Consider the following 24190-nt stretch of genomic DNA (forward strand, 5'->3'; position numbering starts at 1 on the left):
ACGCCTAGGTGGAACTTTAGCGTGGTCGACTCATGTTTGTGTCTATAGCCGGCCGGAAGGGCGCCGGACACAGCAGATCCACAACAAAGCTCAAGGAAGCACAAGGAGATTGCCATGAGTAACGTCGCATTGTGGTCGCGACCGGCCTGGAACACCGACCGGTGGTTGCGCGACTTCTTCGGCCCGGCCGCAGCTGCGGACTGGTACAAGCCCGCCACCAGCGGTTTTCACCCCGCCGCCGAGATCGTCAAGGACGGCGACGACGCGGTCGTACGGGTTGAACTCCCCGGTGTCGACGTCGAGAAGGACGTCAATGTCGAGGTCGACCGCGGCCGCCTCGTGATCCGTGGCGAACGCCGCGACGAGCACGCCGAGGAGCAGGACGGGCGCACCCTGCGGGAGGTCCGGTACGGCTCCTTCCGTCGCTCCTTCCAGCTGCCGGCCCACGTCACCGGGGACGCCATCACCGCCTCGTACGACGCCGGCGTGCTGACCGTGCGGGTGGCCGGCGCGTACGCCGGAAACCAGGCGCAGCGCATCGAGATCACCAAGTAAGAGACACACAGCGATCCGGCGGCGCCATCGGCGTCGCCGGATTCGACTGTGGCGCAGCGGCTTCGGCCGGATCATGGCCGGCGGGCCAGCAATTCAATGCAGGGCGGGCGCCGGCGGGACGCGCTCAGCGAGGGCCCGACCGCTCGTGAGGTGTTTGGTCCTCGCTCGCCCGAAGCGTTCCGCCTGACACCCGGGCTGCGCCGTGGATAGTATTTGGAAAGCGTACTGTGATCCGTAACACCCGCCTGCCCGAGGAGATCCGTTGAGCACCACGACTGAACTCGCCGAACTTCACGACCTCATCGGCGGCCTGCGGAAGTGCGTCGGCTCGTTGAAGAGCCGCTACGGCGACAGCCCGGCGATGCGGCGGATCGTGATCGACGCCGACCGGATCCTGTCCGACGTCGAACTGCTCGACACCGACCTGTCCGAATTGGACTTGGCGCGCGCCACCGTGCAGCAGTCCGGCGAGAAGGTCGTCATTCCCGACACCCAGTACGACAGCGACTTCTGGCGCGATGTCGACGATGAGGGTGTCGGGGGTCACAACAGGTCCTGACAACCCCGAACAATCCAAGCCCCCCGGAAATGAGGGGGTGCTGTCTGTGTACCCTTCGACCAACAGCCCGTTCGAAGAGGAACACTAGATGAGCGCACCCACGGCGAACCGTCCTGCGTCCGGTGTCTTTTCACCCGCGCGCGCCCGCATCCCACAACGCACCCTACGCACCGACCGGTGGTGGATGTCGCCGCTGCGGATCGACCTGGGCTTCGCCGCGTTCCTCATCTACGCGACCGTGCGCGCGTTCCAGCAGGATTACTTCTTCGTCCCCAAGTACCACTACCTGACGCCGTTCTACTCACCCTGCGTGAGCAAGGCCTGCGGCGAGGCCGGCGACTTCTGGCCACAGATCCTCCCGGACGTGTGGTGGCTGCCGTACGCGGCGTTGACGCTGCCGTTCCTGCTGCTGTTCCGGCTCACCTGCTATTACTACCGCGGCGCCTACTACCGCACGGTGTGGCAGTCGCCCAGCGCCTGCGCGGTGGCCGAGCCACGCGTCCACTACACGGGCGAGACGAAGTTCCCGCTGATCGTGCAGAACACCCACCGGTACTTCTTCTACATCGCCGGCATCATCTCGGTGATCAACACCTACGACGCGATCATCGGTTTCCACTCCGACTCCGGCCCGCACGGCTTCGGGTTCGGCCTGGGCAACCTGATCATGGTCGGCAACGTCGTCATGCTGTGGGTCTACACACTGTCCTGCCATTCCTGCCGGCACGTCACCGGCGGACGGCTCAAGCACTTCTCCAAGCACCCTGTGCGGTATTGGATCTGGACCCAGGTCAGCAAGATCAACACCCGGCACAAGCTGTACGCCTGGGTCACGCTGGGCACCCTGATGCTCACCGACTTCTACATCGCGCTTGTGGCCAGCAACACCATCGGCGACCTGAGATTTGTTGGCTGAGAAGCCATTCGAACAACAATTCCGGACTTAGCTAGCGAGGGTTTTCATGGTTGAGGTCGAGCGGCATGCCTACGACGTAGTCGTCATCGGCGCCGGCGGCGCGGGGCTGCGTGCGGTCATCGAGGCGCGGGAACGCGGCCTCAAGGTCGCGGTGGTGTGCAAGTCGCTGTTCGGCAAGGCCCACACGGTGATGGCCGAGGGCGGCTGCGCGGCGTCGATGGGCAACACCAACCCCAAAGACAACTGGAGGACCCACTTCGGCGACACCATGCGCGGGGGCAAGTTCCTCAACAACTGGCGGATGGCCGAGCTGCACGCCAAGGAGGCGCCGGACCGCGTCTGGGAGCTGGAAACCTATGGGGCGCTGTTCGATCGCCTCAAGGACGGCAAGATCAGCCAGCGCAACTTCGGCGGGCACACCTATCCGCGCCTGGCGCACGTCGGTGACCGCACCGGCCTCGAGCTCATCCGCACCATGCAGCAGAAGATCGTCTCGCTGCAGCAGGAGGACTTCGCCGAGCTCGGCGACTATGAGGCGCGCATCAGGGTGTTCGCCGAGTGCACCATCACCGAACTGATCAAGGACGGTGACGCGATCGCCGGCGCGTTCGGCTACTGGCGCGAGACGGGCCAGTTCGTCCTGTTCGAGGCGCCCGCGGTGGTGCTGGCCACCGGCGGCATCGGCAAGTCGTTCAAGGTCACCTCGAACTCGTGGGAGTACACCGGTGACGGGCACGCGCTGGCGCTTCGGGCGGGCGCGTCGCTGATCAACATGGAGTTCGTCCAGTTCCACCCGACGGGCATGGTGTGGCCGCCCAGCGTGAAGGGGATCCTCGTCACCGAAGGTGTCCGCGGCGACGGCGGGGTCCTGAAGAACTCCGAGGGCAAGCGGTTCATGTTCGACTACATCCCGCCGGTGTTCAAAGGCCAGTACGCCGAGACCGAACAAGAGGCCGACCAGTGGCTCAAGGACAACGACTCGGCCCGCCGCACCCCCGACCTGCTGCCCCGCGATGAGGTCGCGCGCGCGATCAACTCGGAGGTCAAGGCCGGCCGCGGCAGCCCGCACGGCGGCGTGTTCCTCGACATCGCGTCCCGTTTGACGCCCGAGGAGATCAAGCGGCGCCTGCCGTCGATGTACCACCAGTTCAAGGAGCTGGCCGGCGTCGACATCACCAAGGAGCCGATGGAAGTCGGCCCGACCTGCCACTACGTGATGGGCGGCGTCGAGGTGGACGCCGACACCGGCGCGGCCACCGTCCCGGGTCTGTTCGCCGCGGGCGAGTGCTCCGGCGGCATGCACGGCTCCAACCGGCTGGGCGGCAACTCGCTGTCGGACCTGCTGGTCTTCGGGCGGCGCGCCGGCCTGGGCGCGGCCGACTACGTGCGGGCGCTGAGCAGCCGTCCGACGATCTCGGCCGAGGCCGTCGAGACCGCGGCGCAGCGGGCGCTGTCGCCCTTCGAGGCCCCGGCCAACGGCGCCCCGGCGGAGAACCCCTACACGCTGCAGCTCGAGCTGCAGCAGTCGATGAACGACCTGGTGGGCATCATCCGCAAGGCGGACGAGGTCTCCGAGGCGCTGGCCCGGCTGGACAAGCTGCGCGAGCGGTTCAAGAACCTGCACGTGGACGGCGGACGCCGGTACAACCCGGGCTGGAACCTGGCCATCGACCTGCGCAACATGCTGCTGGTCAGCGAGTGCGTCGCCAAGGCGGCGCTGGAGCGCACCGAAAGCCGCGGCGGCCACACCCGCGACGACCATCCGTCGATGGATTCGGGGTGGCGCAAGGTGCTGCTGGTCTGCCAGGCCGCCGGTGGCGACGAGGTGATCCCGGACATCAGCGTCACCCGCAAGGACCAGGTGCCGATGCGACCCGATCTGCTGGAGCTCTTCGAGATCTCCGAGCTGGAGAAGTACTACACCGACGATGAGTTGGCCGAGCATCCAGGACGGAGAGGCTAATGACCTACAACGCGACCATGCGCGTGTGGCGCGGTGACGATGCCGACGGTGCGCTGCAGGACTTCACGGTGGAGGTCAACGAGGGCGAGGTGGTGCTCGACATCATCCATCGCCTGCAGCAGACCCAGACGCCCGACCTCGCTGTGCGGTGGAATTGCAAGGCGGGCAAGTGCGGTTCCTGCTCGGCGGAGATCAACGGGGTGCCGCGATTGTTGTGCATGACCCGGATGTCCACGTTCGCCGAGGACGAGGTGGTGACCGTGACGCCGCTGCGGACGTTCCCGGTGATCCGCGACCTGGTCACCGACGTCTCCTTCAACTACGAGAAGGCGCGCGAGATCCCCGCCTTCGCGCCGCCGAAGGATCTGCAGCCGGGCGAGTACCGGATGGCGCAGGAAGACGTGCAGCGCTCGCAGGAGTTCCGTAAGTGCATCGAGTGCTTCCTGTGCCAGAACGTGTGCCACGTCGTCCGCGACCACGAGGAGAACAAGAAGGCGTTCGCCGGACCGCGCTTCCTGATGCGGATCGCCGAACTCGAGATGCACCCGCTAGACACGATGGACCGGCGCGACCAGGCGCAGGAGCAACACGGCCTGGGCTATTGCAACATCACCAAGTGCTGCACCGAGGTCTGCCCGGAGAACATCAAGATCACCGACAACGCGCTGATCCCGATGAAAGAGCGGGTCGCCGACCGCAAGTACGACCCGGTGGTGTGGTTGGGCAACAAGCTGTTCCGGCGGTGACCAGGCGTTAGCCCGCCCGGGACGCCGGGTACCCGCATATCGACCCAAACTCCGAAGAGGCAGCGTGGGAGATATGCGAGAAACTACCAGCGTCAACGAAATTCGAACCGCGATCCGGGAGTTGTCGGTCCGCGCCGACCTTGCGCGCAAGGAGGGCCGCCACGACGACGCCGCCGAGATCGAACAGCGGATAGCGGGCTTCCGGGCCGAACTCAGCCGCCGCCCGTAGTCTCAGGCGCCGAGGCGCCGAAACACACTGCGATGGAACACGATCGGCGCCACGTCGGCGTCGATGGTGACTTCATGCACCCGGAGCACCACGATCGTGTGATCCCCGGCCGGGATCAGCTGCTCGATGGCGCTCTCCAGCCACAGGCCGGTGCCCTTGATGAACACCGCGCCGCTCTCGCGGGACTCGGTCTCCAGGCCCGCGAACCGGTCCCCGGTCTTGGCGGCCAGCGTGCGCGCGGCCTCGTCGTGCGCCTCGCCGAGCACGCTGATGCCCAGCATGGGCAGGTCTTTGAGCTTGGGCCACGTCGTCGACGTGTTCTGCACGCAGAACGACACGAGCGGCGGATCCAGGGAGACAGGGACGAAGGTGCTGGCCGCCAGGCCTTCCCGCGTGCCCTGGACTTCGGCGGCGATGGCCACCACCCCCGAGGGGAAGTGGCCGAAGGCCTCGCGGAGTGTGGACGGTGTCAGATGCTTGTTCGAGTTCACCGGAATTCATTCGCCCCTTGAGCCGAGAACGGGATTCTCGTTCTCGACCCTACCTGCCGAATATCCGTGCGCCGAAGCCACATCGGGGTGCGCGCGCAACCTGCTCTTCCAGGCGTTGCGGCCGTAGACGGCGAAGATTGGATCCGCCGGATCGGGCACGCGGACGGCGCGCGCCCGCAGTTCGGGGGGCAGCGTCAGCACGGGGATCCGCGCGTCCAGGCGCGGGTTGAAGAAGTAGCGCACCGAGATCCGGTCCGTCGCCTGCCCGTCCAGGGTCACCCGGTGCTCCGTGGCCCGCAGGTAGCCCCCCGTCGCCACCTCCAGCAGCTCACCGATGTTGACGACGAAGGCGCCGTCCCTGGGCGGCACGTCGATCCACTCCTGGGTGTCCGGACGCCGGACCTGCAGCCCGCGGCTTCCCGGCTCGGCCAGCAGCAGCGTCAGCACGCCGGAGTCCTTGTGCGGGCCCACGCCCTGCGACGAGGCCGCGCTGCGCGGGTAGCGCACGATCTTGATCAGGGTGGCCGGCGTCTCGGCGAAGGCGGGGTCGAATACGTCGGGCGGGCTGCCCAGGCTTGCCGCCCAGTGCCGGAGCAGGGTGCGGGCCACCCCGGACAGCGCGTCGTCCCAGTCGGCGATGATCCCGGGCAGCTCGGGCATTGCGGCCGGCCACTGGTTGGGTCCCTGCAGCCACAGGTAGTCGGGCTTGCCGGGTCCCCCGACCGACGCGCGTTCCGGCCCGATGTCGATCTGCTCCCGCCAGTCCACCCGGCCGCGGGTCAGCTCGCCGCCCAGCCGCGTGTAGCCGCGGAAGTGCGGGCTGCGGACCATGGCGACCGCATCCTTCTCGGCATCGGTCAGTCCGAACAGCCTGCGCGCCGCCGCCAGCACCGTGCGGGAGAGCTCCTCGGCCACGCCGTGGCCGGTCAGGTAGAAGAAGCCCACCTCATGCGCGGCCTCGCGCAGCCCCCGCCGTAATTCGGCCCCCGACGTGCGCAGATCGACCACGGGCAGGGTGGTGATGCACGCCATAGTTTGAAATCCGTTTCCTTATCACTGCAGGTCAGAGGCCCCCCGCGGGGTTCCCAACCGGTTGGTTAATTAGATGATGAAATCTAGCTCACATTGACTTGCGTTGAACTGTCCGAGAGCGATATTTTAGCGGTGTTACTGGTGGGTAACTTAGAAGTAGTACCCAACCACAAGTGGCATTCTCAACGAGGAGGAACCGTAGTGAGCCACTACAAGAGCAACGTCCGTGACCAGGTGTTCAACCTGTTCGAGGTTTTGGGCGTTGAGAAGGCTTTGGGCGCCGGCGACTACAGCGATCTGGACGTCGACACCGCGCACGAAATGTTGTCAGAGATCAGCCGGCTGGCCGAGGGACCCGTCGCCGAGTCGTTCGTCGAGGGTGACCGCAACCCGCCGGTCTTCGACCCGAAGACCCACTCGGTGACGCTGCCGGAGTCCTTCAAGAAGTCGGTGCGCGCCGTCACCGAGGCCGGCTGGGACAAGGTCGGCATCGACGAGGTCCTGGGCGGCATGCCGATGCCCCGGGCCCTGGTATGGGCGCTGCACGAGCACCTGCTCGGCGCCAACCCCGCCGTGTGGATGTACGGCGGTGGCGCGGGGTTCGCCAACATCCTCTACCACCTCGGCACCGAAGAGCAGAAGAAGTGGGCCGTGATCTGCGCCGAGCGCGGATGGGGCTCCACCATGGTGCTGACCGAGCCGGACGCCGGTTCCGACGTCGGCGCGGGCCGGACCAAGGCGATCAAGCAGGACGACGGCTCGTGGCACATCGAGGGCGTGAAGCGGTTCATCACCTCGGCCGACTCCGACGACCTGTTCGAGAACATCTTCCACCTGGTGCTGGCCCGCCCCGAGGGCGCGGGTCCGGGCACCAAGGGCCTGTCGCTGTTCTTCGTGCCCAAGTTCCTGTTCGACTTCGAGACCGGCGAGCTGGGTGAGCGCAACGGCGTCTTCGTGACCAACGTCGAGCACAAGATGGGCCTGAAGGTTTCGGCCACCTGTGAGCTGTCCTTCGGCCAGCATGACGTGCCCGCCAAGGGCTGGCTGGTCGGGGAGGTGCACAACGGCATCGCGCAGATGTTCGAGGTCATCGAGCAGGCCCGCATGATGGTCGGCACCAAGGCCATCGCCACCCTGTCGACCGGTTACCTGAACGCGCTGGAGTACGCCAAGTCGCGCGTGCAGGGCGCCGACATGACGCAGATGACCGACAAGACCGCCCCCCGGGTGACCATCACGCACCACCCCGACGTGCGCCGGTCGCTGATGACCCAGAAGGCCTACGCCGAGGGTCTGCGTGCGCTGTACCTCTACACCGCGACCTACCAGGACGCGGCGGTCGCCGAGGCGGTGCACGGCGTCGACGCCGAGCTGGCCGTGAAGGTCAACGACCTGATGCTGCCGGTGGTAAAGGGCGTGGGTTCCGAGCAGGCCTACGCCAAGCTGACCGAGAGCCTGCAGACCTTCGGTGGGTCCGGCTTCCTGCAGGACTACCCGATCGAGCAGTACATCCGGGACGCCAAGATCGACTCCCTCTACGAGGGCACCACGGCCATCCAGGCGCAGGACTTCTTCTTCCGCAAGATCGTCCGCGACAAGGGTGTGGCGCTGGCCCACGTGTCGGGTGAGATCCAGAAGTTCGTGGACAGCGAGTCCGGCAACGGCCGGCTGAAGTCCGAGCGCGAGCTGCTGGCGAAGGCCCTGGCCGACGTCCAGGCGATGGCGGCCACGCTGACCGGTTACCTGATGGCGGCGCAGGAAGACGTGACCAGCCTCTACAAGGTGGGCCTGGGTTCCGTGCGGTTCCTGATGAGCGTCGGCGACCTGGTCATCGGCTGGTTGCTGCAGCGTCAGGCCGCGGTGGCCGTGCAGGCGCTGGACGCCGGCGCCAGCGGCGAGGAGCGGTCCTTCTATGAGGGCAAGGTCGCGGTGGCGTCGTTCTTCGCGAAGAACTTCCTGCCGCTGCTGGCCGGCACCCGTGAGGTGATTGAGACGCTGGACAACGACATCATGGAGCTCGACGAAGCCGCCTTCTGACAGGCAGATCAAAAGCCCCGCTTCCGCATGGGAGCGGGGCTTTTGATTGGGCGCAGGCGGCAGGCGGCACACAAAAAAGGCCGCCGCTGGATCCCCTCACTCCAGCGGCGGCCCTTCTCGTACGCCCGTCCACGCCGACCGGCGGCCGTTCCAGGGATGCCCCGTATTGCCGTCGGGGTCGGGGGGTCAGACCACAACACGGGGCCATCCGCGCACTCGGATACCCGACGGGCGGCGATTCCTAACCCGCTGTGACCGATCTCATGAATCCGCCCGCCCGGCGACGCGGTCAGGCCTCGAGGATCGCGGCCACGCCCTGGCCACCGGCGGCGCAGATGGAGACCAGCGCACGCAGCGGCTTGCCGCCACCCTTCTGCTCCGCCTTCTTCTGGGCCAGCTGCTTGGCCGCCTGGGCCAGAATCCGCCCGCCGGTGGCGGCGAACGGGTGCCCGGCCGCCAGCGACGACCCGTTGACATTGAGTTTGGACCGGTCGATCGAGCCGAGCGCCGCGTCGAGGCCCAGCCGCTCCTTGCAGTAGTCCTCCGACTCCCACGCCTGCAGGTGCGCCAGCACCACCGAGGCGAAGGCTTCGTGGATCTCGTAGAAGTCGAAGTCCTGCAGGCTCAGGCCGTTACGGGCCAACAGCCGCGGCACCGCGTAGGTGGGTGCCATCAGCAGGCCGTCGCGGCCGTTGACGTAGTCCACCGCCGCGGTTTCCGCGTCCACCAGGAAGGCCAGCGGCGTCAGCGAGTGGGCGGAGGCCCACTCCTCGGAGGCCAGCAGCGCGACGGAGGCGCCGTCGGTGAGCGGGGTGGAATTGCCGGCCGTCATCGTCGCGTCCCCGGACTTCACGCCGAACACCGGCTTGAGCTTCGCCAGCTTCTCCGCCGACGAGTCCGGGCGCAGGTTGTCGTCGCGGTACAGCCCGAGGAAGGGGGTGACGAGGTCGTCGAAAAAGCCGCGATCGTAGGCGGCGGCCATGTTGCGGTGGCTGGCCGCGGCCAGCTCGTCCTGGTCGACGCGCTTGATGCCCATCTGCTTGGCGGTGATCGCCTGGTGCTCGCCCATGGACAGCCCGGTGCGCGGCTCGCTGTTGACCGGGATCTGGATGCCCAGGTTCGCGGGCAGCGTGCCCACCAGCCTCAGCCGCTGGACGTTGGACTTGGACCGGCGCAACTTGAGCAGCGTGCGGCGCAGGTTGTCGCCCAGGGCGATCGGCGGGTCCGAGGTGGTGTCCACCCCGCCGGCGGCGGCGACGTCGTAGCGCCCGGACGCGATGCCGTCGGCCGCGGCGATGGCCGCCTGCAGCCCGGTGCCGCACGCCTGCTGCAGGTCGAACGCGGGCGTGTACGACGACAGCTCGGAGCCCAGCACGCACTCGCGGGTGAGGTTGAAGTCACGGCTGTGCTTGAGCACGGCACCGCCGACGACCACGCCCAGCCGCTCGCCGGCCAGGCCGAAACGGTCCACCAGTCCACCCAGAGCGGCGGTGAACATGTCCTGATTCGACGCCTCGGCGTAGGCGCCGTCGGACCGGGCGAACGGAATGCGGTTGCCGCCCAGCACGGCGACGGGTCGCCGCTGCGAACTGCGCTGGTTGCTTGCCTCGGAACTTGCAGGGGCCACTGTCTTCTCCGTGTATCTGCCGTGTATCTGCCGTCTATCGGTTTTGGTATGCCCGTCTGGGGCCATACTACCCACTGTTCTTACTCTGAAGTAAGTTCGTCCCCGATACGGTTGTGCTGTAGGCACACCCGACTTCGCAAGCACATGGAAGGTAGCTCCGGTGGCTCCCAAGGTCTCGTCCGATCTGTTTTCTCAGATTGTCAACTCCGGTCCTGGATCGTTTCTCGCCAAGCAGCTCGGGGTTCCGCAGCCCGAGACGCTGCGCCGCTACCGGCCCGGCGATCCGCCCCTGGCCGGCGCGCTGCTGATCGGCGGTGAGGGGCGAATCGTCGAGCCGCTGCGCGCCGCGCTGGACAAGGACTACGACCTGGTCGGCAACAACCTCGGCGGGCGCTGGGCCGACCAGTTCGGCGGCCTGGTGTTCGACGCCACCGGCATCACCACGCCGGAGGGGCTCCGCGGGCTGTACGAGTTCTTCACGCCGCTGCTGCGCAACCTGGGCCACTCCGCGCGCGTCGCGGTCGTCGGCACCACGCCCGACGCCGCCGCCAGCCCGCACGAGCGGATCGCGCAGCGCGCCCTGGAGGGGTTCACCCGCTCGCTGGGCAAGGAGCTGCGCAACGGCGCGACCGTGGCGCTGGTGTATGTGTCGCCCGACGCCAAACCCGCCGCGACGGGCCTGGAATCGACCATGCGGTTCATCCTGTCCGCCAAGTCGGCCTACGTCGACGGCCAGGTGTTCTACGTCGGCGAGGCCGACTCCACGCCGCCTGCAGACTGGGAGCGGCCGCTGGACGGCAAAGTCGCCATCGTGACCGGCGCGGCCCGCGGCATCGGCGCGACGATCGCAGAGGTGTTCGCCCGCGACGGCGCCCGCGTCGTCGCCATCGACGTCGAATCGGCCGCCGAGACGCTCGCCGAGACGGCGAGCCGGGTCGGGGGTACCGCCTTGTGGCTCGACGTCACCGCGGACGACGCCGTGGACAAGATCACTGAGCACCTGCAAGAGCACCACGGCGGGCACGCCGACGTGCTGGTCAACAACGCCGGCATCACCCGGGACAAGTTGCTGGCCAACATGGACGACGCCCGCTGGGACGCCGTGCTGGCGGTCAATCTCCTCGCCCCGCTTCGGCTTACCGAGGGGTTGGTGGGCAACGGCACCATCGGTGAAGGGGGCCGGATCGTCGGGCTGTCCTCGATGGCCGGCATCGCGGGCAACCGCGGGCAGACCAACTACGCCACCACCAAGGCCGGGATGATCGGCCTCACCCAGGCGCTGGCGCCGGAGCTGTACGCCAGGGGCATCACGATCAACGCCGTCGCGCCGGGTTTCATCGAGACCCAGATGACGGCCGCGATCCCGCTGGCGACCCGCGAGGTGGGCCGGAGGATGAATTCGCTGCTGCAGGGCGGCCAGCCCGTCGACGTCGCCGAGGCCATCGCCTACTTCGCCAGCCCGGCCTCGAACGCGGTGACGGGCAACGTCATTCGCGTCTGCGGCCAGGCGATGCTGGGCGCATAGCTGCGACGAGGAGAACGCGATGAACCAGCCAAGCGGATTGAAGAACATGCTGCGCGCGGCGGCCGGGGCGCTGCCGCTGGTGTCCCGCGGAAACGAGCTGCCCACGCGCACGGTGACCATCGAGGAATTGCCCATCGACCAGGCGAACGTGGCCGAGTACGCGGCGGTCACCGGCCTGCGCTACGGCAACAACGTGCCGCTGACCTATCCGTTCGCGTTGACGTTTCCCACGATGATGTCACTGGTGACCGGGTTCGACTTTCCTTTCGCCGCAATGGGTTCGGTGCACATGGAGAACCACATCACGCAGTACCGGCCGATCGCGGTCACCGACACCGTCGGTGTGCAGGTGCACGCGGAGAACCTGCGTGAGCACCGCAAGGGCCTGCTGGTCGACCTGGTGACCGACGTGAACGTCGGCAACGACACCGCGTGGCATCAGGTGACGACCTTTTTGCACCAGCAACGCACCAGCTTGTCCGACGAGCCCAAGCCGCCGCCGCAGAAGCAGCCCAAGTTGCCGCCGCCCAGCACCGTCGTGCGCGTCAGCCCCGGCCTGATCCGGCGCTACGCCGTGGTCGGCGGCGACCACAACCCGATTCACACCAACCCGATCGCGGCCAAGCTGTTCGGCTTCCCCACCGTCATCGCGCACGGAATGTTCAGCGCCGCGGCGGTCTTGGCCAACATCGAGGCGCGGCTGCCGGAGGCGGTGAAGTACTCCGTGCGGTTCGGCAAGCCGCTGGTACTGCCGGCCACCGCGGGACTCTATGTCGACGAAACCCATGACGGCTGGGACATCTCGCTGCGCAACATCGCCAAGGGCTACCCCTACCTGACCGGCACGGTTCGGGCGCTTCAGCACTGAAGCACTAGCCGGAATGTGTCGGGCCGCGGCCCTTGGCAAGGACTTTCAGCCCGTGGGCTCCCGTCGCCGTGAGCAGGAACACCAGGAACAGCCACAGCGGCGGCCGGGCGAGTTCCCAGACGAAGATCGCCGCCCAGATCGGTGAGCCCTGCGTCACCGCGAGCACGCCGGCGGCGCCGGCCAGCGACACCGCCGGCACGTGCAGGTGCGTCCCGACGGCCCAGTTGATCCCGAGCATCAGCGCCGCCCCGGCGGCCGCGCCGGTGGCCAGTGACGGCGTCAGCATCCCGCCGGCCCCACCGGCGCGCAGGAACAGCGCGGTCAGCAGGGGTTTCAACGCGAGGATCGCGAGCGCCGACACCAGCGTCATGCCGCTGGCCAGGCTGACCGTCAGGATGCTTCGGCCGTTGCCGGGCAGTTCAGGCCACCAGTGCGAGCAGATGCCCATCACCAGCCCGGCACCCGCGAGCGCGGGGACCAGCACCCAGTTCCGCATCGGCTTGGCCGGCCGGGCCGCCGCCATCAATCGGTTGAACGCCAGCCCCACCGCCAGCGCGACCGGCGCCAGCAGCAGCCCGTGGGCGGTCAGCAGGTAGGTCGACTCCCCGATCGGCCACTTTAGATTGGGCTCGTCGCGGGTGATGGCCGAACCCACGGCGACCGCCAGGCTGGAGGAGATGAACGCCGCGCCCACCGCCCGCGGCTGCCAGGTGTTGAGCAGGATCCGCACCGAGAACAGCGCGCCCGCCAGCGGAACGGCGTACACCGCGCCCAGCCCGGCGCCGGCCGCGCAGGCCAGCAGCACCTCGCGGTCGCGCGGGGACAGCCGCCGGAGCCAGCCGGTCCCGAAATCACCGAGGGCCGCGGCGAATTGGCGCGGGGCCCCTTCCCGGCCCAGCGACGCCCCCGATCCCACGAGCAGCACCTGCAGCATGGCATCCAGACTCCAGGGCAGCCGCGGTATCCGCGTGCGGCTCGAGATGGTTTCGGCCAGGGGCGGCACATCCGTCCGGCTCCGCAACAGCCACCACCCGATGCCCGCGAGTGCGCCGCCGATCATCGGTCCGACCGCGCGGCGCACCGGGCTGCTGGCCGCGACCCCGGCGAGCAGCGCGCCGAAGGAGTAGTTGTACGTAACGTGCTGTACGAAGCGCAGCACGAACGTCGTCGCCAATCCGGCCGCGCCGGCCAAAAGCCCGACGATGACCACGGCGCAGAAGAAGTCGACGTTGCGGGCGGGCGGTCGAGCCACATCACGAATGTAGGGGTTAGCGCTTGACGGCGCCGGTTCCGCCCTTCTTCGGCAACGCGGCGGCGGCCTCCCGCTCCTCCGGTGCGCCCCGCAGGCCGTGCCAGAACAGGTTGATCATCAGTTCGGCCGCCTCGTCGGCGTCGATGTCGCCGGTGCTGAGCTGGTTGGCCGTCGCCTCGCCCGCCCCCACCAGCGCCACGGCCATCATCTCGTGTTCGCGCTCGGTCCGCGGGGTGCGGCTGCCGGCCCGCACCAGCCCCGCGACCAGGTCGATGATCTGTTCACGCCCCTCGCGCACGATGTGCGCGAAGGCCTGGGAGCTGGTGGCCTGGGTGTACATCACGATCCACGACGCCCGGTTGGCGTCGATATAGCGCATGAACGCCACGATCGTGTTGCGCAGCAAGTCTTTCGGGCTCTGCGTGAAGTCGATGTCGGCGCGCACGGCGTCGATGAACCGGCCCATCTCCCGGTTCAGGCAGGCGCCGAACAGGTCCTCTTTGGAGCCGTAGTACAGGTACAGCATCGGCTTGGAGATCTGCGCCGCGGCGGCGATCGCGTCCATCGAGGTCTCGTGATAGCCGTTGACCGAAAACATCTGCACGGCGGCGTCGAGCATTTGTTGCTCGCGGACAGCGCGCGGTAACCGCTTGGTGCCACCCGCCATCGCTTGCCTCTCTAGACCGTCTATCTGACTCCAGGGTAAGCACGCCGCGGTGGCCGCACAGCCTTAGTGGCCACAGGCCGGGCTGCGGCCCTTCATGGTCGCGACCCGCCCCAGCGCCTCGTCGACCCGCTGCCCGGGCAGTTCGCCGGCGGCCACCGCCTTCTCCAGCCGGTCCAGGACCGCCGGCACCTCGTCGGTGGTGACCCAGAGCGCGACGTCGGCGCCGGCCTGCAGCGTGCGCAGCACGGCCTCGGCGACGCCGTACCGGTCGGAGATGGCGCCCATGCTGGACAGGTCGTCGGTGAACACCGGCCCGTTGAACGGCGGCGCGCCGTAGCCGACACCGTCGCGCAACAGCCGCACCGCCGCGGGACTCAGGCTCGCCGGGTCATCACCGGTGAGCCCGGGCACCTGCAGGTGGCCCAGCATCACCGCCACCGGGGCGGCCGCGACCAGCGTCCGGTAGGGCACCAGGTCGACGCCCTGCAGGTCGCTCAGCGGCGGGGTGACCACGCCGCCGGTGTGCGAGTCCCCGGAGCCGCGCCCGTGGCCGGGAAAGTGCTTGAGCACCGGCAGCAGCCCCGCGTCGCGCAGGCCTTGCGCGTACGCCCCGGCGTAGGCGGTGACGGTGTTGGGATCGCCGCCGAACGAGCGGTCCCCGATGACGCCGTCGGTGGCGTCGGTGACATCGACGACGGGGGCGAAGTCGATGGTGATGCCCAGGTCGCGCATCTTCTTGCCGCGATCGGCGGCCAAGTCGTGGACCTGGGCGGGCGTCTGGGTCTGGGCCAGTTGCCGAGGTGACGGCGCCGAGCCGATCAGCGACCGCAGCCGCGAGACCCGGCCGCCCTCCTCGTCGACGCTCACGGCCAGCGGGAGCGGTCCGGCCTTCGCCGCGATGTCGGCGAGCGGGCCCTTGAAGATCGACAGGTCCGTCCAGCTTCCGATGAAGATGCCGCCGACGTGGTAGCCGTTGACCACCGAGCGGGCGTCGTCGGCGTTCTTCACCCCCACCATCAGCAGCTGCGCCAGCTTGTCGCGGACCGGCAGCGTGGTGAGGTCACCGCAGGCCGGCGGCGCGGGCGCGGCCGCCGGCTTGCTGGCCGAGGTCGACGGGCCGGGTGGCCGGGCGGCGTGGTGAGCGCAGCCCGCCACCAGAGCCGACACGGCGGCGAGCACAGCCCCGACGACGGTCATGGTGCGCGAGAATGACATCGGGTCATGTTTGCACGGCGGCGTCCCGGCCTCCGGGTCTGGGGAGCGGCGAGGTTTTCTTGTTCGGCCGCGCGGGCATTCGTGGACAGGTGCTAGCTGGGCTAGCGGGGGGCGAGATCAAGGAGCCAGCGATGACCGGTTTCCCCTTGGCGGCTGCCGCCAGCATCGCGGTGGGCCTGACGGTCGGGGTCGCCACCACCCTCGGCGTCACGCCGGCCGTCGCCGACCACGGCGTGACCGCGGTACGGGTCCGTCCGGCCGCGCCGAACCCGCTCGAACCCCATTTGGTGCAATACGGCGACCGCTGCTTCCATGGCCACTGTCTGCCCTGACGAGCGCTGAGCGGGGTTCTGCTAGGTTGGCGCTAGGCCGCCGCCACGTTTGAAAAGATGCTGTTAAGGAGCCGTCGATGAACCGGATCATTGCGCCCGCCGCCGCGAGCGTGGTGGTGGGTCTGTTGCTTGGCGCGGCAGCGATCTTCGGGATCACGTTGATGGTGCAGCAGGACACGAAACCGCCACTCCCCGGGGGCGATCCGCAGTCGTCAGTGCTCAACCGGGTCGAGTACGGCAACCGTAGCTAGCGGCGATCGCAAGCGGGGCGACGCCGGGCGCAGCGGGTCGCCGCCGTTAGCTAGCCCGGCCACCGCGAGGGCCGCCACGCCGGCCTTGGGCTCGCCGGCCGCTCACGTCTCGCGCCGGTGGCTGTGGCTGGTCGGGGTGGTCGCACTGCTGTTGACCTTCGCCCAATCCCCGGGCCGGGTCTCCCCCGATACCAAACTGGACCTCACCGCCAACCCCCTGCGCTTCTTGGCCCGGGCCACCAACCTGTGGAACAGCGAGCTGCCGTTCGGGCAAGCGCAGAACCAGGCCTACGGCTACCTGTTCCCGCACGGCACCTTCTTCGCGATCGGCCACTTGCTCTCGGTGCCCGGGTGGGTCACCCAGCGGCTGTGGTGGGCGTTGCTCCTCACCGTCGGCTTCTGGGGGCTGTTGCGGGTGGCCGAGGCGCTGGGCGTCGGCAGTCCGGCATCGCGGGTGATCGGCGCCGCCGCGTTCGCGCTGTCGCCGCGGGTGCTGACAACCCTGGGGTCCATCTCGTCGGAGACCCTGCCGATGATGCTGGCGCCGTGGGTGTTGCTGCCGACGATCCTGGCACTGCGGGCGTCGGGCAACCGGTCGGTCCGGGCGCTGGCCGCCCAGGCCGGTCTGGCCGTCGCGTTGATGGGGGCGGTCAACGCGATCGCCACGCTGGCCGGCTGCCTGCCGGCAGTGATCTGGTGGGCGTGCCACCGGCCCAACCGGTTGTGGTGGCGCTACACCGGGTGGTGGTTGCTGGCGCTCGCCCTGGCGATGCTGTGGTGGGTGGTCGCGCTGGTGATGCTGCGCGCCATCAGCCCGCCCTTCCTGGACTTCATCGAATCCTCCGGCGTCACCACGCAATGGTCCTCGCTCACCGAAATCCTGCGCGGCACCGACAGCTGGACCCCGTACGTGGCGCCGACCGCGACCGCCGGCGCGCCGCTGGTGACCGGGTCGGCGGCCGTCCTGGCCACCTGCCTGGTCGCGGCGGCCGGGCTGGCGGGGCTGGCAAGTGCGGCGATGCCGGCCCGCGGGCGATTGGTGACGATGTTGTTGGTCGGCGTGGTGTTGATGGCCGCCGGCTACAGCGGCGGGCTCGGCTCGCCGGTCGCGCACGCGGTGCAAATGTTCCTGGACGCCGGCGGGGCGCCGCTACGCAACGTGCACAAGCTGGGGTCGGTGGTGCGCATCCCGATCGTGCTGGGCGTCACGCAGGTGCTGGGCCGCGTCCCGCTCCCCGGCCGGGTTCCCGCCGGGGGTTGGCTACGCGCGTTCGCCCACCCCGAGCGCGACCGCCGGGTGTCCGTCGCGATCGTGGTGCTGACGGCGCTGTTGGTGAGCACCTCCCTGGCGTGGACCGGCCGGCTGACCCCACCCGGCACCTTCAGCGCGATACCCCGGTATTGGCAGGAGACCGCCGACTGGCTCGACCGGCACAACACGGGCACCCCGGCGCCCGGCCGGGTGCTGGTGGCCCCCGGGGCGCCGTTCGCCACGCAGGTGTGGGGCACCAGCCACGACGAGCCGCTGCAGGTGCTCGGCGGCAGCCCGTGGGGCGTTCGCGACTCCATCCCGCTGACGCCGCCGCAAACCATCCGGGCGCTGGATTCGGTGCAGCGCCTCTTCGCCGCCGGACGCCCCTCGGTGGGACTCGCGGATGCCCTTGCACGCCAAGGCATTTCGTACGTGGTGGTGCGCAACGATTTGGATCCGGACACGTCGCGCTCGGCGCGCCCCATCCTGGTGCACCGCGCCGTCGACGGGTCCCCGGGCCTGCAGAAGGTGGCGCAGTTCGGTGAGCCGGTGGGTCCCGGCACCCTCGCGGGCTTCGTCGCCGACAGCGGCCTGCGGCCCCGCTATCCGGCCGTCGAGGTGTACCGGGTCACCGGCGGTTCGGGCGCCCCCTACTTCGCCGACGTCGACCGGATGCCCCGAGTCGAGGGCGGGCCGGAGGTGCTGTTGCGCCTCGACGAGCGGCGCCGGCTGCAGGGCCAGCCGCCGTTGGGTCCGGTGCTGATGTCCGCCGACGCGCGCGCCGCCAATATCCCGACGCCCTCGTTGACCGTCACCGATACCCCCGTCGCTCGCGAGACCGATTACGGCCGGGTGGACCAGCATTCGTCGGCCGTCCGGGCCCCGGGCGACGCGCGGCATACCTACAACCGGGTGCCCGACTATCCCGTCCCCGGCGCCGATCCGGCCGTCGGTGCGTGGACCGGGGGCCGGATCACGGTGTCGAGCTCGTCGTCGGACTCCACGGCGATGCCCGACGTCGCCCCGGCGACCGCGCCCGCCGCCGCCATCGACGGCGACCCGGCGACCGCCTGGGTGTCCAACTCGCTGCAGGCCGCCGTCGGCCAGTGGCTACAGGTCGATTTCGACCACCCGGTGACCAACGCGGCGCTCACCCTGACGCCCAGCGCCACCGCCGTCGGCGCCCAAGTGCGCCGCATCCTGGTCGAGACCGCGACCGGCAGCACCACCCTGCGGTTCGACGAGCCCGGCAAGCCGCTCGCCTCCGCCCTGCCCTACGGCGAGACCCCCTGGGTTCGGATCACCGCCGCGGGCACCGACGACGGCTCGCCGGGCGTGCAGTTCGGCATCACCGACCTTTCGATCACCCAATACGACGCGTCGGGATTCGCCCACCCGGTCGAGCTGCGGCACACGGTGCGGGTCCCCGGGCCGCCGGCCGGGTCCGCGCTCACCGGCTGGGACCTCGGTTCGGAGCTGCTCGGCAGGCCGGGATGCGCCACGGCGCCCGATGGCGTGCGCTGCGCGCCGTCGATGGCCCTGGCGCCCGAGGAACCGGTCAACCTCAGCCGCACGCTGACCGTTCCAGCGCCGATGTCGGTGACGCCGTTGGTGTGGGTGCGGCCACGCCAGGGACCCAAGCTGGCCGACCTGATCGCCGAGCCGGGAACCACGCGGGCGCGCGGCGACTCCGACATGGTCGACGTCCTCGGCTCGACGTATGCGGCGACCGACGGCGACCCGGCCACCGCGTGGACGGCGCCGCAGCGGGTGGTGCAGCACAAGTCCCCGCCCACGCTGACGCTGACCCTGCCGCGGCCAACCGAGGTCACCGGGCTGCGGCTGGTGCCCAGCCGGTCCGCGCTGCCCGCCCACCCGACGATGGTGGCGGTCAACCTGGGCGACGGCCCGCAGGTGCGCTCGTTGAAAGCGGGCGAACCGCAGACCCTTTCGCTGAATCCGCGGGTGACCGACAGCGTCACCGTGAGCCTGCTGAATTGGGACGACGTGATCGACCGCAACGCGCTGGGCTTCGACCAGCTCAAGCCGCCGGGGCTGGCCGAGGTGGCGGCGCTAGGCGCCGACGGCAGCCCGATCGCGCCCGCCGATGCGGCCCGCAACCGCGGGCGCGAGATCACGGTCGACTGCGAGCACGGCCCGGTCATCGCGGTCGCGGGCCGGTTCGTGCACACGTCGATCCGCACCACCGTCCGTGCGCTGCTCGACGACCAGCCCATCGCCGCGCGCGCGTGCGACCCCGACCCGGTCGCGCTGCCGGCGGGCCAGCAGGAGTTGCTGATCAGCCCGGGCGCTCAGTTCGTCGTCGACGGCGCCGAGCTGACCTCCGGGGCGCCCGCCCCGACCCCGCCCGCCGCGGTCGCGGTTCCGGTGTGGCGGGCCTGGGGGCCGGACCGGCGCGAGGTGCAGGCGCCGCCGTCGTCCACTTCGCGGGTGCTGGTCGTCCCCGAAAGCGTCAACCCCGGGTGGGTCGCGCGTACCAGCAGCGGGACTCGGCTGACCCCGGTGGCGGTCAACGGCTGGCAGCAGGGCTGGGTGGTCCCCCCAGGGAATCCCGGCACCATCACGCTGACCTTCCCGTCCAACGCGCCGTACCGCGCCGGGTTGGCGGTGGGGCTGGCCTTGCTACCGCTGTTGGCCATGCTGGCGCTGTGGCGGACGCGGAGCAGGCGGACCGGCGATGCGCCCGCCCAGCCGTGGAACCCGGGGGCGTTGGCGACGGTCGCGGTGGTGGCCGCCGCAGCGGTGATCGCCGGAGCGGCGGGCGTTGCCGTGGTCGGTGCGGCCTTGGGGCTGCGATACGCGCTGCACCGCCGGCGCTTGGACGGCGCCGCGATGGTGCTCAGCGCGGGCGGCCTGATCCTGGCCGGGGCGGTGCTCTCCCGGCATCCCTGGCGATCGGTGGACGGCTACGCCGGCCATTCCGCGAATGTCCAGTTGCTGGCTCTGATTTCGCTCGCGGCGCTCGCCGCGTCCGCGGTTACGCTGCCCGATCGGGCGCGGGCGTCGCGCGACGAATAGCCGCCGCGGGCATTGGCTAGCCGTTTACCGGCTGGTTGACTGGATATGCGGGTATCTGTGACCGCCACCGTCCGAGGAGTAACGGCCATGGGCTGGTTTTCCGCACCCGAATATTGGCTCGGCAGAGAGGTGCTCGAGCGGGGCGCCGCGGTGGTCTACCTGCTCGCGTTCGTCGCGGCCGCGGCGCAGTTCCGGGCGCTCATCGGGGAACACGGATTGCAGCCCATCCCGCGGTTCTTGGCCGGGCAGTCGTTTCGGCGGACCCCCAGCCTCTTTCATCTGCGGTACTCCGATCGCCTGTTCTCGGCGGTGTCGTGGTTCGGGGCGGCGCTGTCGGCGGCAATCGTGGCCGGCGCGGCCGATGCCGTCCCGCTGTGGGCCGCGATGTTGATGTGGCTGACGCTGTGGATGCTCTACCTGTCGATCGTCAACGTCGGCCAGACCTGGTATGCGTTCGGCTGGGAGTCGCTGCTGCTGGAAACCGGCTTTCTGATGATCTTTCTCGGCAATTCGCACGTGGCACCGCCGCTGTTGACGTTGTGGATGGCCCGGTTGCTGCTGTTTCGGGTCGAGTTCGGCGCGGGGTTGATCAAGTTGCGCGGCGACCCGTGCTGGCGCGACCTGACGTGTCTGTACTACCACCACGAAACGCAGCCCATGCCCGGGCCGTTGAGCTGGTTCTTCCACCACCTGCCGAAGCCGCTTCATCGAATCGAGGTGGCGGGCAACCACTTCTCGCAACTGATCGTGCCGTTCGGGTTGTTCGCGCCCCAACCGGTGTCCGGCGTCGCCGCGGCGATCATCGTCGTCACCCAGCTGTGGCTGGTGGCGTCGGGCAACTTCGCCTGGCTCAACTGGGTGACGATCCTGTTGGCGTGCAGTGCCATCGACGACTCATGGGTCGGTTGGGTTGGTGTGCCCCGTCATCCTGCGTTTGCGGCGACGCCGGTGTGGTTCACCGCGCTGGTGATCGTGTTCGCGGCGGCGGTGTTGTTCATGAGTTACTGGCCGGTGCGCAACATGTTGTCCTCTCGGCAGCGGATGAATATGTCGTTCAACTCCTTTCATTTGGTCAACACCTACGGCGCGTTCGGCAGCATCGGCCGCGTCCGCCGCGAGGTGGTGATCGAAGGCACCGACGAAGCTCACCTCACCGAGCAGACTGCCTGGAAGGAATACGAATTCAAGGGCAAGCCCGGCGCCGTGCGCCGACTCCCGCGCCAGTGGGCGCCCTATCACCTGCGGCTGGACTGGCTGATGTGGTTCGCCGCCATCTCCCCCGCCTACGCGCAGCCGTGGCTGACGCCGTTTTTGCAGCGGCTGCTGCGCAACGATCGGCCGACGCTACGTTTGTTGCGGCACAACCCATTTCCGGATGCGCCGCCGCGCTACGTGCGCGCGCTGCTGTACGAATATCGCTTCACGACGCCCGCCGAACTGCGCCGCGAGCGGGCCTGGTGGCATCGGACGCTGGTCGGCGGGTACGTCCGGCCGATGGCGCTGACGGCGGATTCTGGAACAGGACGAGGCTAACCGGGCGCGGGCCGGTCGAGTAATTCCAGGCGCGCGTCGAGCAGACGTGGGTAGTACCAGTAGTAGCCCGCGAGATATGCGAAGGCCACCGCCAACAACAGGCTTCGCAACGTGAAATGGCTTGCGTCGCCGATGAAGCCGATTATTTGCACCGCCACGAGGATCCAACAAGCGGCGATCATCGCTTTGGCGGAGCCCGCGACGGAGTCCCGCGCACGCTCGATCAGTTGCCTCGCCGCCCGACGCCTTGCCGGCTCGTCGGGAAGGGGGCCCGAACGCATCGCCTTGGACATTTGACGACATTCAGCCAATGACAGTGTTTCGAACGACGGGCGCAGCCCCGCCATGCGGCGCACCGAGCCGAGCGCCGTGGCCAGTCCGATGACCAGTGCGACGACCGCGTCGGTGATCCACCACGGTGCGCTGGTCCAGTGCGACGAGGAAGGCCCGCTGGGGTAATCGCCGATCATTACCAGCGGTGTCAGGCCCAGCATCACCACCAGGGCGTAGAGCGGCCACTGCAGCCACCAGGGTCTCAACGACAGCCACAACGACACAGACGAAACCTTATCGAAGCGCGGCCTGGTTATGCCGCGTCGTCATCATCGTTGTCTTCGCCGCGGAGCAGTTCTTCGGGGTGGTGGAAGGTGTTGGTGCGGGGTTGGCCGCGGTCGCGGTGTGGGGGTGGGATCCATTCGGTGTCACCTTTGGTGTTTTTGCGGGTGGTCCAGCCTCCGGGTTTGAGCAGGCGGTGATGGGGTCCGCAGGCGAAGGTGAGGTCGTCGATGTCGGTGCGCCGCGATTTCGCGTAGTCGGTGACGTGGTGGACCTCGGAGAGGTAGCCGGGCACGGTGCAGCCCGGTGCCGAACAGCCCCGGTCCTTCGCGTACAGCACGATGCGTTGCCCGGGGGAGGCCAGTCGCTTGGAGTGATACAGCGCTACGGGTTTGGCGTTGTCGAAGACGGCCAGGTAGTGGTGGGCGTGACGGGCCAAGCGGATCACATCGCTGATCGGCAGGCGGGTGTCCCCGCCGGTGCGGCCGGTGCCGGCGGCGGCCTGCAGGTCGGCCAGGGTGGTGGTGATGATGATCGAGGCGGGTAGGCCGTTGTGTTGGCCGAGTTTCCCGGAGGCCAGCAGGGCCCGGTTGGCTGCCAGCAGTGCGTCGTGGTGGCGTTGGGCCGCCGAGCGGGCGTCGCGTTCGATCGCGTCTTGGCTGGGGGCCCCGTCCACACAGGGGGTGTCGTCGAGCGGGTTGCACATGCCGGGGGCGGCGAGTTTGGCCAGCACGGCTTCCAGGGTGGCGCGGGCTTCGGGGGTGAGCAGGCCACGCAGCTCCGACATGCCATCGGCTTGCTGTTTGCCCAGGGTCAGGCCGCGCCGGCGCGCCCGGTCCTCGTCGCGGTAGGTGCCGTCGGGGTTGAGGCAGTCGGCGAGGTGATCGGCGAGCTGGGCCAATTGTTCGGGCCGGTAGTGGGTTCCGTGCCTGGCCAGGTCGGCCTCCACGGTGGCGCGGGTGGCCGCATCGACCCAGCCGGGTAGGTGGCGGAAGAATTTGCGGATCACCGCCACCTGCCCGCCGCCCAGTTTCCCCTGGCGTTGGGCGGCCGCCGTCGCCGGCAAGATCGGCGCCAGCGGTTCACCGGTCAACCCGCGCCGCGGCCCCAAATCGGTCGCTTCCTTGACCCGCTGTGACGCCTCGGCGCGGCTGATCAACGTGGCCTCGGCGATCGCATGCGCCAACGTGCCGCCCAACTCTTCCGGGCTGGCCTGGTGGGCCAGGTTGTTGATCAGCGGATGCTCGATGGCGGCGATGCGACGGCGGACGCGCTCGCAACGCTCCAAGAAGTCCAAGCATTGCTGGGCGTTGGACGCATCGAACGACAGCTCACAAGCCCGGTCCAAGTCGGCATCCAGCGCGTCGAAAACCTCGACCGCATTGTCAGGACTTGGACTCACACCGCCAAACTAGCCACCGGCACCGACAAAAAACCCGCCGAAAATCGCCACAGACGCACACTCGAAAAATTGGCGTGAAAAATTTTGGGCATTGGTTTGGTGCGAAGAATGAGGGGCCTTGGTCAGGCGCGAAAGATTTTAGGC

General features: G+C 68.9%; 21 protein-coding genes. 13 read left to right on the top strand and 8 right to left on the bottom strand.

The features are described from left to right. Positions 1–114: 114 nt before the first annotated feature. The 6 genes from ACEL92_RS25430 (at position 115) to ACEL92_RS25455 (ending at position 4968) form a co-directional block, all read left to right on the top strand. Entirely contained in the window at positions 115–555 is a 441-nt protein-coding gene (locus tag ACEL92_RS25430) for an Hsp20/alpha crystallin family protein (RefSeq protein ID WP_374023327.1), read from the top strand. 262 nt (positions 556–817) lie between these two features. Next, on the top strand, positions 818–1114 hold the full coding sequence (locus tag ACEL92_RS25435) for a hypothetical protein (protein ID WP_374023328.1): 297 nt from the start codon (positions 818–820) through the stop codon (positions 1112–1114). Positions 1115–1202: 88 nt separating this feature from the next. Next, positions 1203–2030 (top strand): hypothetical protein, encoded by an 828-nt coding sequence (locus ACEL92_RS25440; protein ID WP_374023329.1) that lies wholly within the window; start codon positions 1203–1205, stop codon positions 2028–2030. 46 nt (positions 2031–2076) lie between these two features. Further along, on the top strand, positions 2077–3993 hold the full coding sequence (locus tag ACEL92_RS25445) for a fumarate reductase/succinate dehydrogenase flavoprotein subunit (RefSeq protein WP_374023330.1): 1917 nt from the start codon (positions 2077–2079) through the stop codon (positions 3991–3993). Further along, on the top strand, positions 3993–4739 hold the full coding sequence (locus ACEL92_RS25450) for a succinate dehydrogenase/fumarate reductase iron-sulfur subunit (RefSeq protein ID WP_374023331.1): 747 nt from the start codon (positions 3993–3995) through the stop codon (positions 4737–4739). Before ACEL92_RS25445 ends, ACEL92_RS25450 begins: the two co-directional genes overlap by 1 nt. A 73-nt stretch (positions 4740–4812) precedes the next feature. After that, positions 4813–4968 (top strand): hypothetical protein, encoded by a 156-nt coding sequence (locus tag ACEL92_RS25455; RefSeq protein WP_167374072.1) that lies wholly within the window; start codon positions 4813–4815, stop codon positions 4966–4968. Positions 4969–4970: 2 nt separating this feature from the next. Here ACEL92_RS25455 and ACEL92_RS25460 read toward each other — a convergent pair whose 3' ends face one another. Together ACEL92_RS25460 and ACEL92_RS25465 are read right to left on the bottom strand one after the other, a co-directional pair. After that, on the bottom strand, positions 4971–5459 hold the full coding sequence (locus ACEL92_RS25460) for a flavin reductase family protein (RefSeq protein ID WP_374023332.1): 489 nt from the start codon (positions 5457–5459) through the stop codon (positions 4971–4973). Between the two features lie 6 nt (positions 5460–5465). Next, positions 5466–6491 carry an isopenicillin N synthase family dioxygenase gene (locus ACEL92_RS25465; protein WP_374023333.1) on the bottom strand — a complete coding sequence of 342 codons (1026 nt, stop codon included), beginning with the start codon at positions 6489–6491 and terminating at the stop codon, positions 5466–5468. Positions 6492–6692: 201 nt separating this feature from the next. Between ACEL92_RS25465 and ACEL92_RS25470 the strand changes: the two genes are divergently transcribed. Next, positions 6693–8528, top strand: a complete 1836-nt coding sequence (locus ACEL92_RS25470) for an acyl-CoA dehydrogenase (protein WP_374023334.1) — start codon at positions 6693–6695, stop codon at positions 8526–8528. Between the two features lie 289 nt (positions 8529–8817). Here the strand turns inward: ACEL92_RS25470 and ACEL92_RS25475 are convergent, their stop codons facing one another. Beyond that, the gene (locus ACEL92_RS25475; RefSeq protein WP_073877597.1) at positions 8818–10155 is read right to left on the bottom strand and encodes an acetyl-CoA C-acetyltransferase; all 1338 of its coding nucleotides are present in this window, start codon (positions 10153–10155) and stop codon (positions 8818–8820) included. Between the two features lie 160 nt (positions 10156–10315). Here ACEL92_RS25475 and ACEL92_RS25480 point away from each other — a divergent pair, with 160 nt between their 5' ends. Next, positions 10316–11680 (top strand): 3-oxoacyl-ACP reductase, encoded by a 1365-nt coding sequence (locus ACEL92_RS25480; RefSeq protein WP_374023335.1) that lies wholly within the window; start codon positions 10316–10318, stop codon positions 11678–11680. 19 nt (positions 11681–11699) lie between these two features. Then, complete coding sequence (locus ACEL92_RS25485) at positions 11700–12548, top strand: MaoC/PaaZ C-terminal domain-containing protein (protein ID WP_374023336.1); 849 nt, start codon at positions 11700–11702, stop codon at positions 12546–12548. 4 nt (positions 12549–12552) lie between these two features. Here the strand turns inward: ACEL92_RS25485 and ACEL92_RS25490 are convergent, their stop codons facing one another. The 3 genes from ACEL92_RS25490 to ACEL92_RS25500 form a co-directional block, all read right to left on the bottom strand. Continuing rightward, positions 12553–13800: a chloride channel protein gene (locus ACEL92_RS25490; RefSeq protein ID WP_374023337.1), complete on the bottom strand. Its 1248-nt coding sequence runs from the start codon at positions 13798–13800 to the stop codon at positions 12553–12555. Between the two features lie 16 nt (positions 13801–13816). Next, on the bottom strand, positions 13817–14467 hold the full coding sequence (locus tag ACEL92_RS25495) for a TetR/AcrR family transcriptional regulator (protein ID WP_374023338.1): 651 nt from the start codon (positions 14465–14467) through the stop codon (positions 13817–13819). A 63-nt stretch (positions 14468–14530) separates the two neighbouring features. After that, positions 14531–15682, bottom strand: coding sequence for a glycoside hydrolase family 3 N-terminal domain-containing protein (locus tag ACEL92_RS25500; RefSeq protein ID WP_374023339.1), 1152 nt, complete (start codon positions 15680–15682; stop codon positions 14531–14533). A 131-nt stretch (positions 15683–15813) separates the two neighbouring features. Between ACEL92_RS25500 and ACEL92_RS25505 the strand changes: the two genes are divergently transcribed. From ACEL92_RS25505 to ACEL92_RS25520, 4 genes are all read left to right on the top strand, one after another. After that, on the top strand, positions 15814–16014 hold the full coding sequence (locus ACEL92_RS25505) for a DUF2613 family protein (protein WP_374023340.1): 201 nt from the start codon (positions 15814–15816) through the stop codon (positions 16012–16014). Between the two features lie 77 nt (positions 16015–16091). Next, positions 16092–16265 carry a DUF2613 domain-containing protein gene (locus tag ACEL92_RS25510; protein ID WP_065443914.1) on the top strand — a complete coding sequence of 58 codons (174 nt, stop codon included), beginning with the start codon at positions 16092–16094 and terminating at the stop codon, positions 16263–16265. Between the two features lie 85 nt (positions 16266–16350). Further along, complete coding sequence (locus ACEL92_RS25515; RefSeq protein WP_374023341.1) at positions 16351–20556, top strand: alpha-(1->3)-arabinofuranosyltransferase family protein; 4206 nt, start codon at positions 16351–16353, stop codon at positions 20554–20556. An 87-nt stretch (positions 20557–20643) separates the two neighbouring features. Next, positions 20644–22089 (top strand): lipase maturation factor family protein, encoded by a 1446-nt coding sequence (locus ACEL92_RS25520; RefSeq protein WP_374023342.1) that lies wholly within the window; start codon positions 20644–20646, stop codon positions 22087–22089. On the opposite strand, the gene ACEL92_RS25525 is transcribed toward ACEL92_RS25520, so the two are convergent. Continuing rightward, entirely contained in the window at positions 22086–22586 is a 501-nt protein-coding gene (locus ACEL92_RS25525) for a hypothetical protein (RefSeq protein WP_374023343.1), read from the bottom strand. The genes ACEL92_RS25520 and ACEL92_RS25525 overlap by 4 nt on opposite strands. Positions 22587–22675: 89 nt before the next feature. Further along, complete coding sequence (locus ACEL92_RS25530; protein WP_374023344.1) at positions 22676–24046, bottom strand: HNH endonuclease signature motif containing protein; 1371 nt, start codon at positions 24044–24046, stop codon at positions 22676–22678. Positions 24047–24190: the final 144 nt, after the last annotated feature.

The organism is Mycobacterium hainanense (assembly GCF_041890355.1).
Lineage (GTDB): Bacteria > Actinomycetota > Actinomycetes > Mycobacteriales > Mycobacteriaceae > Mycobacterium > Mycobacterium hainanense.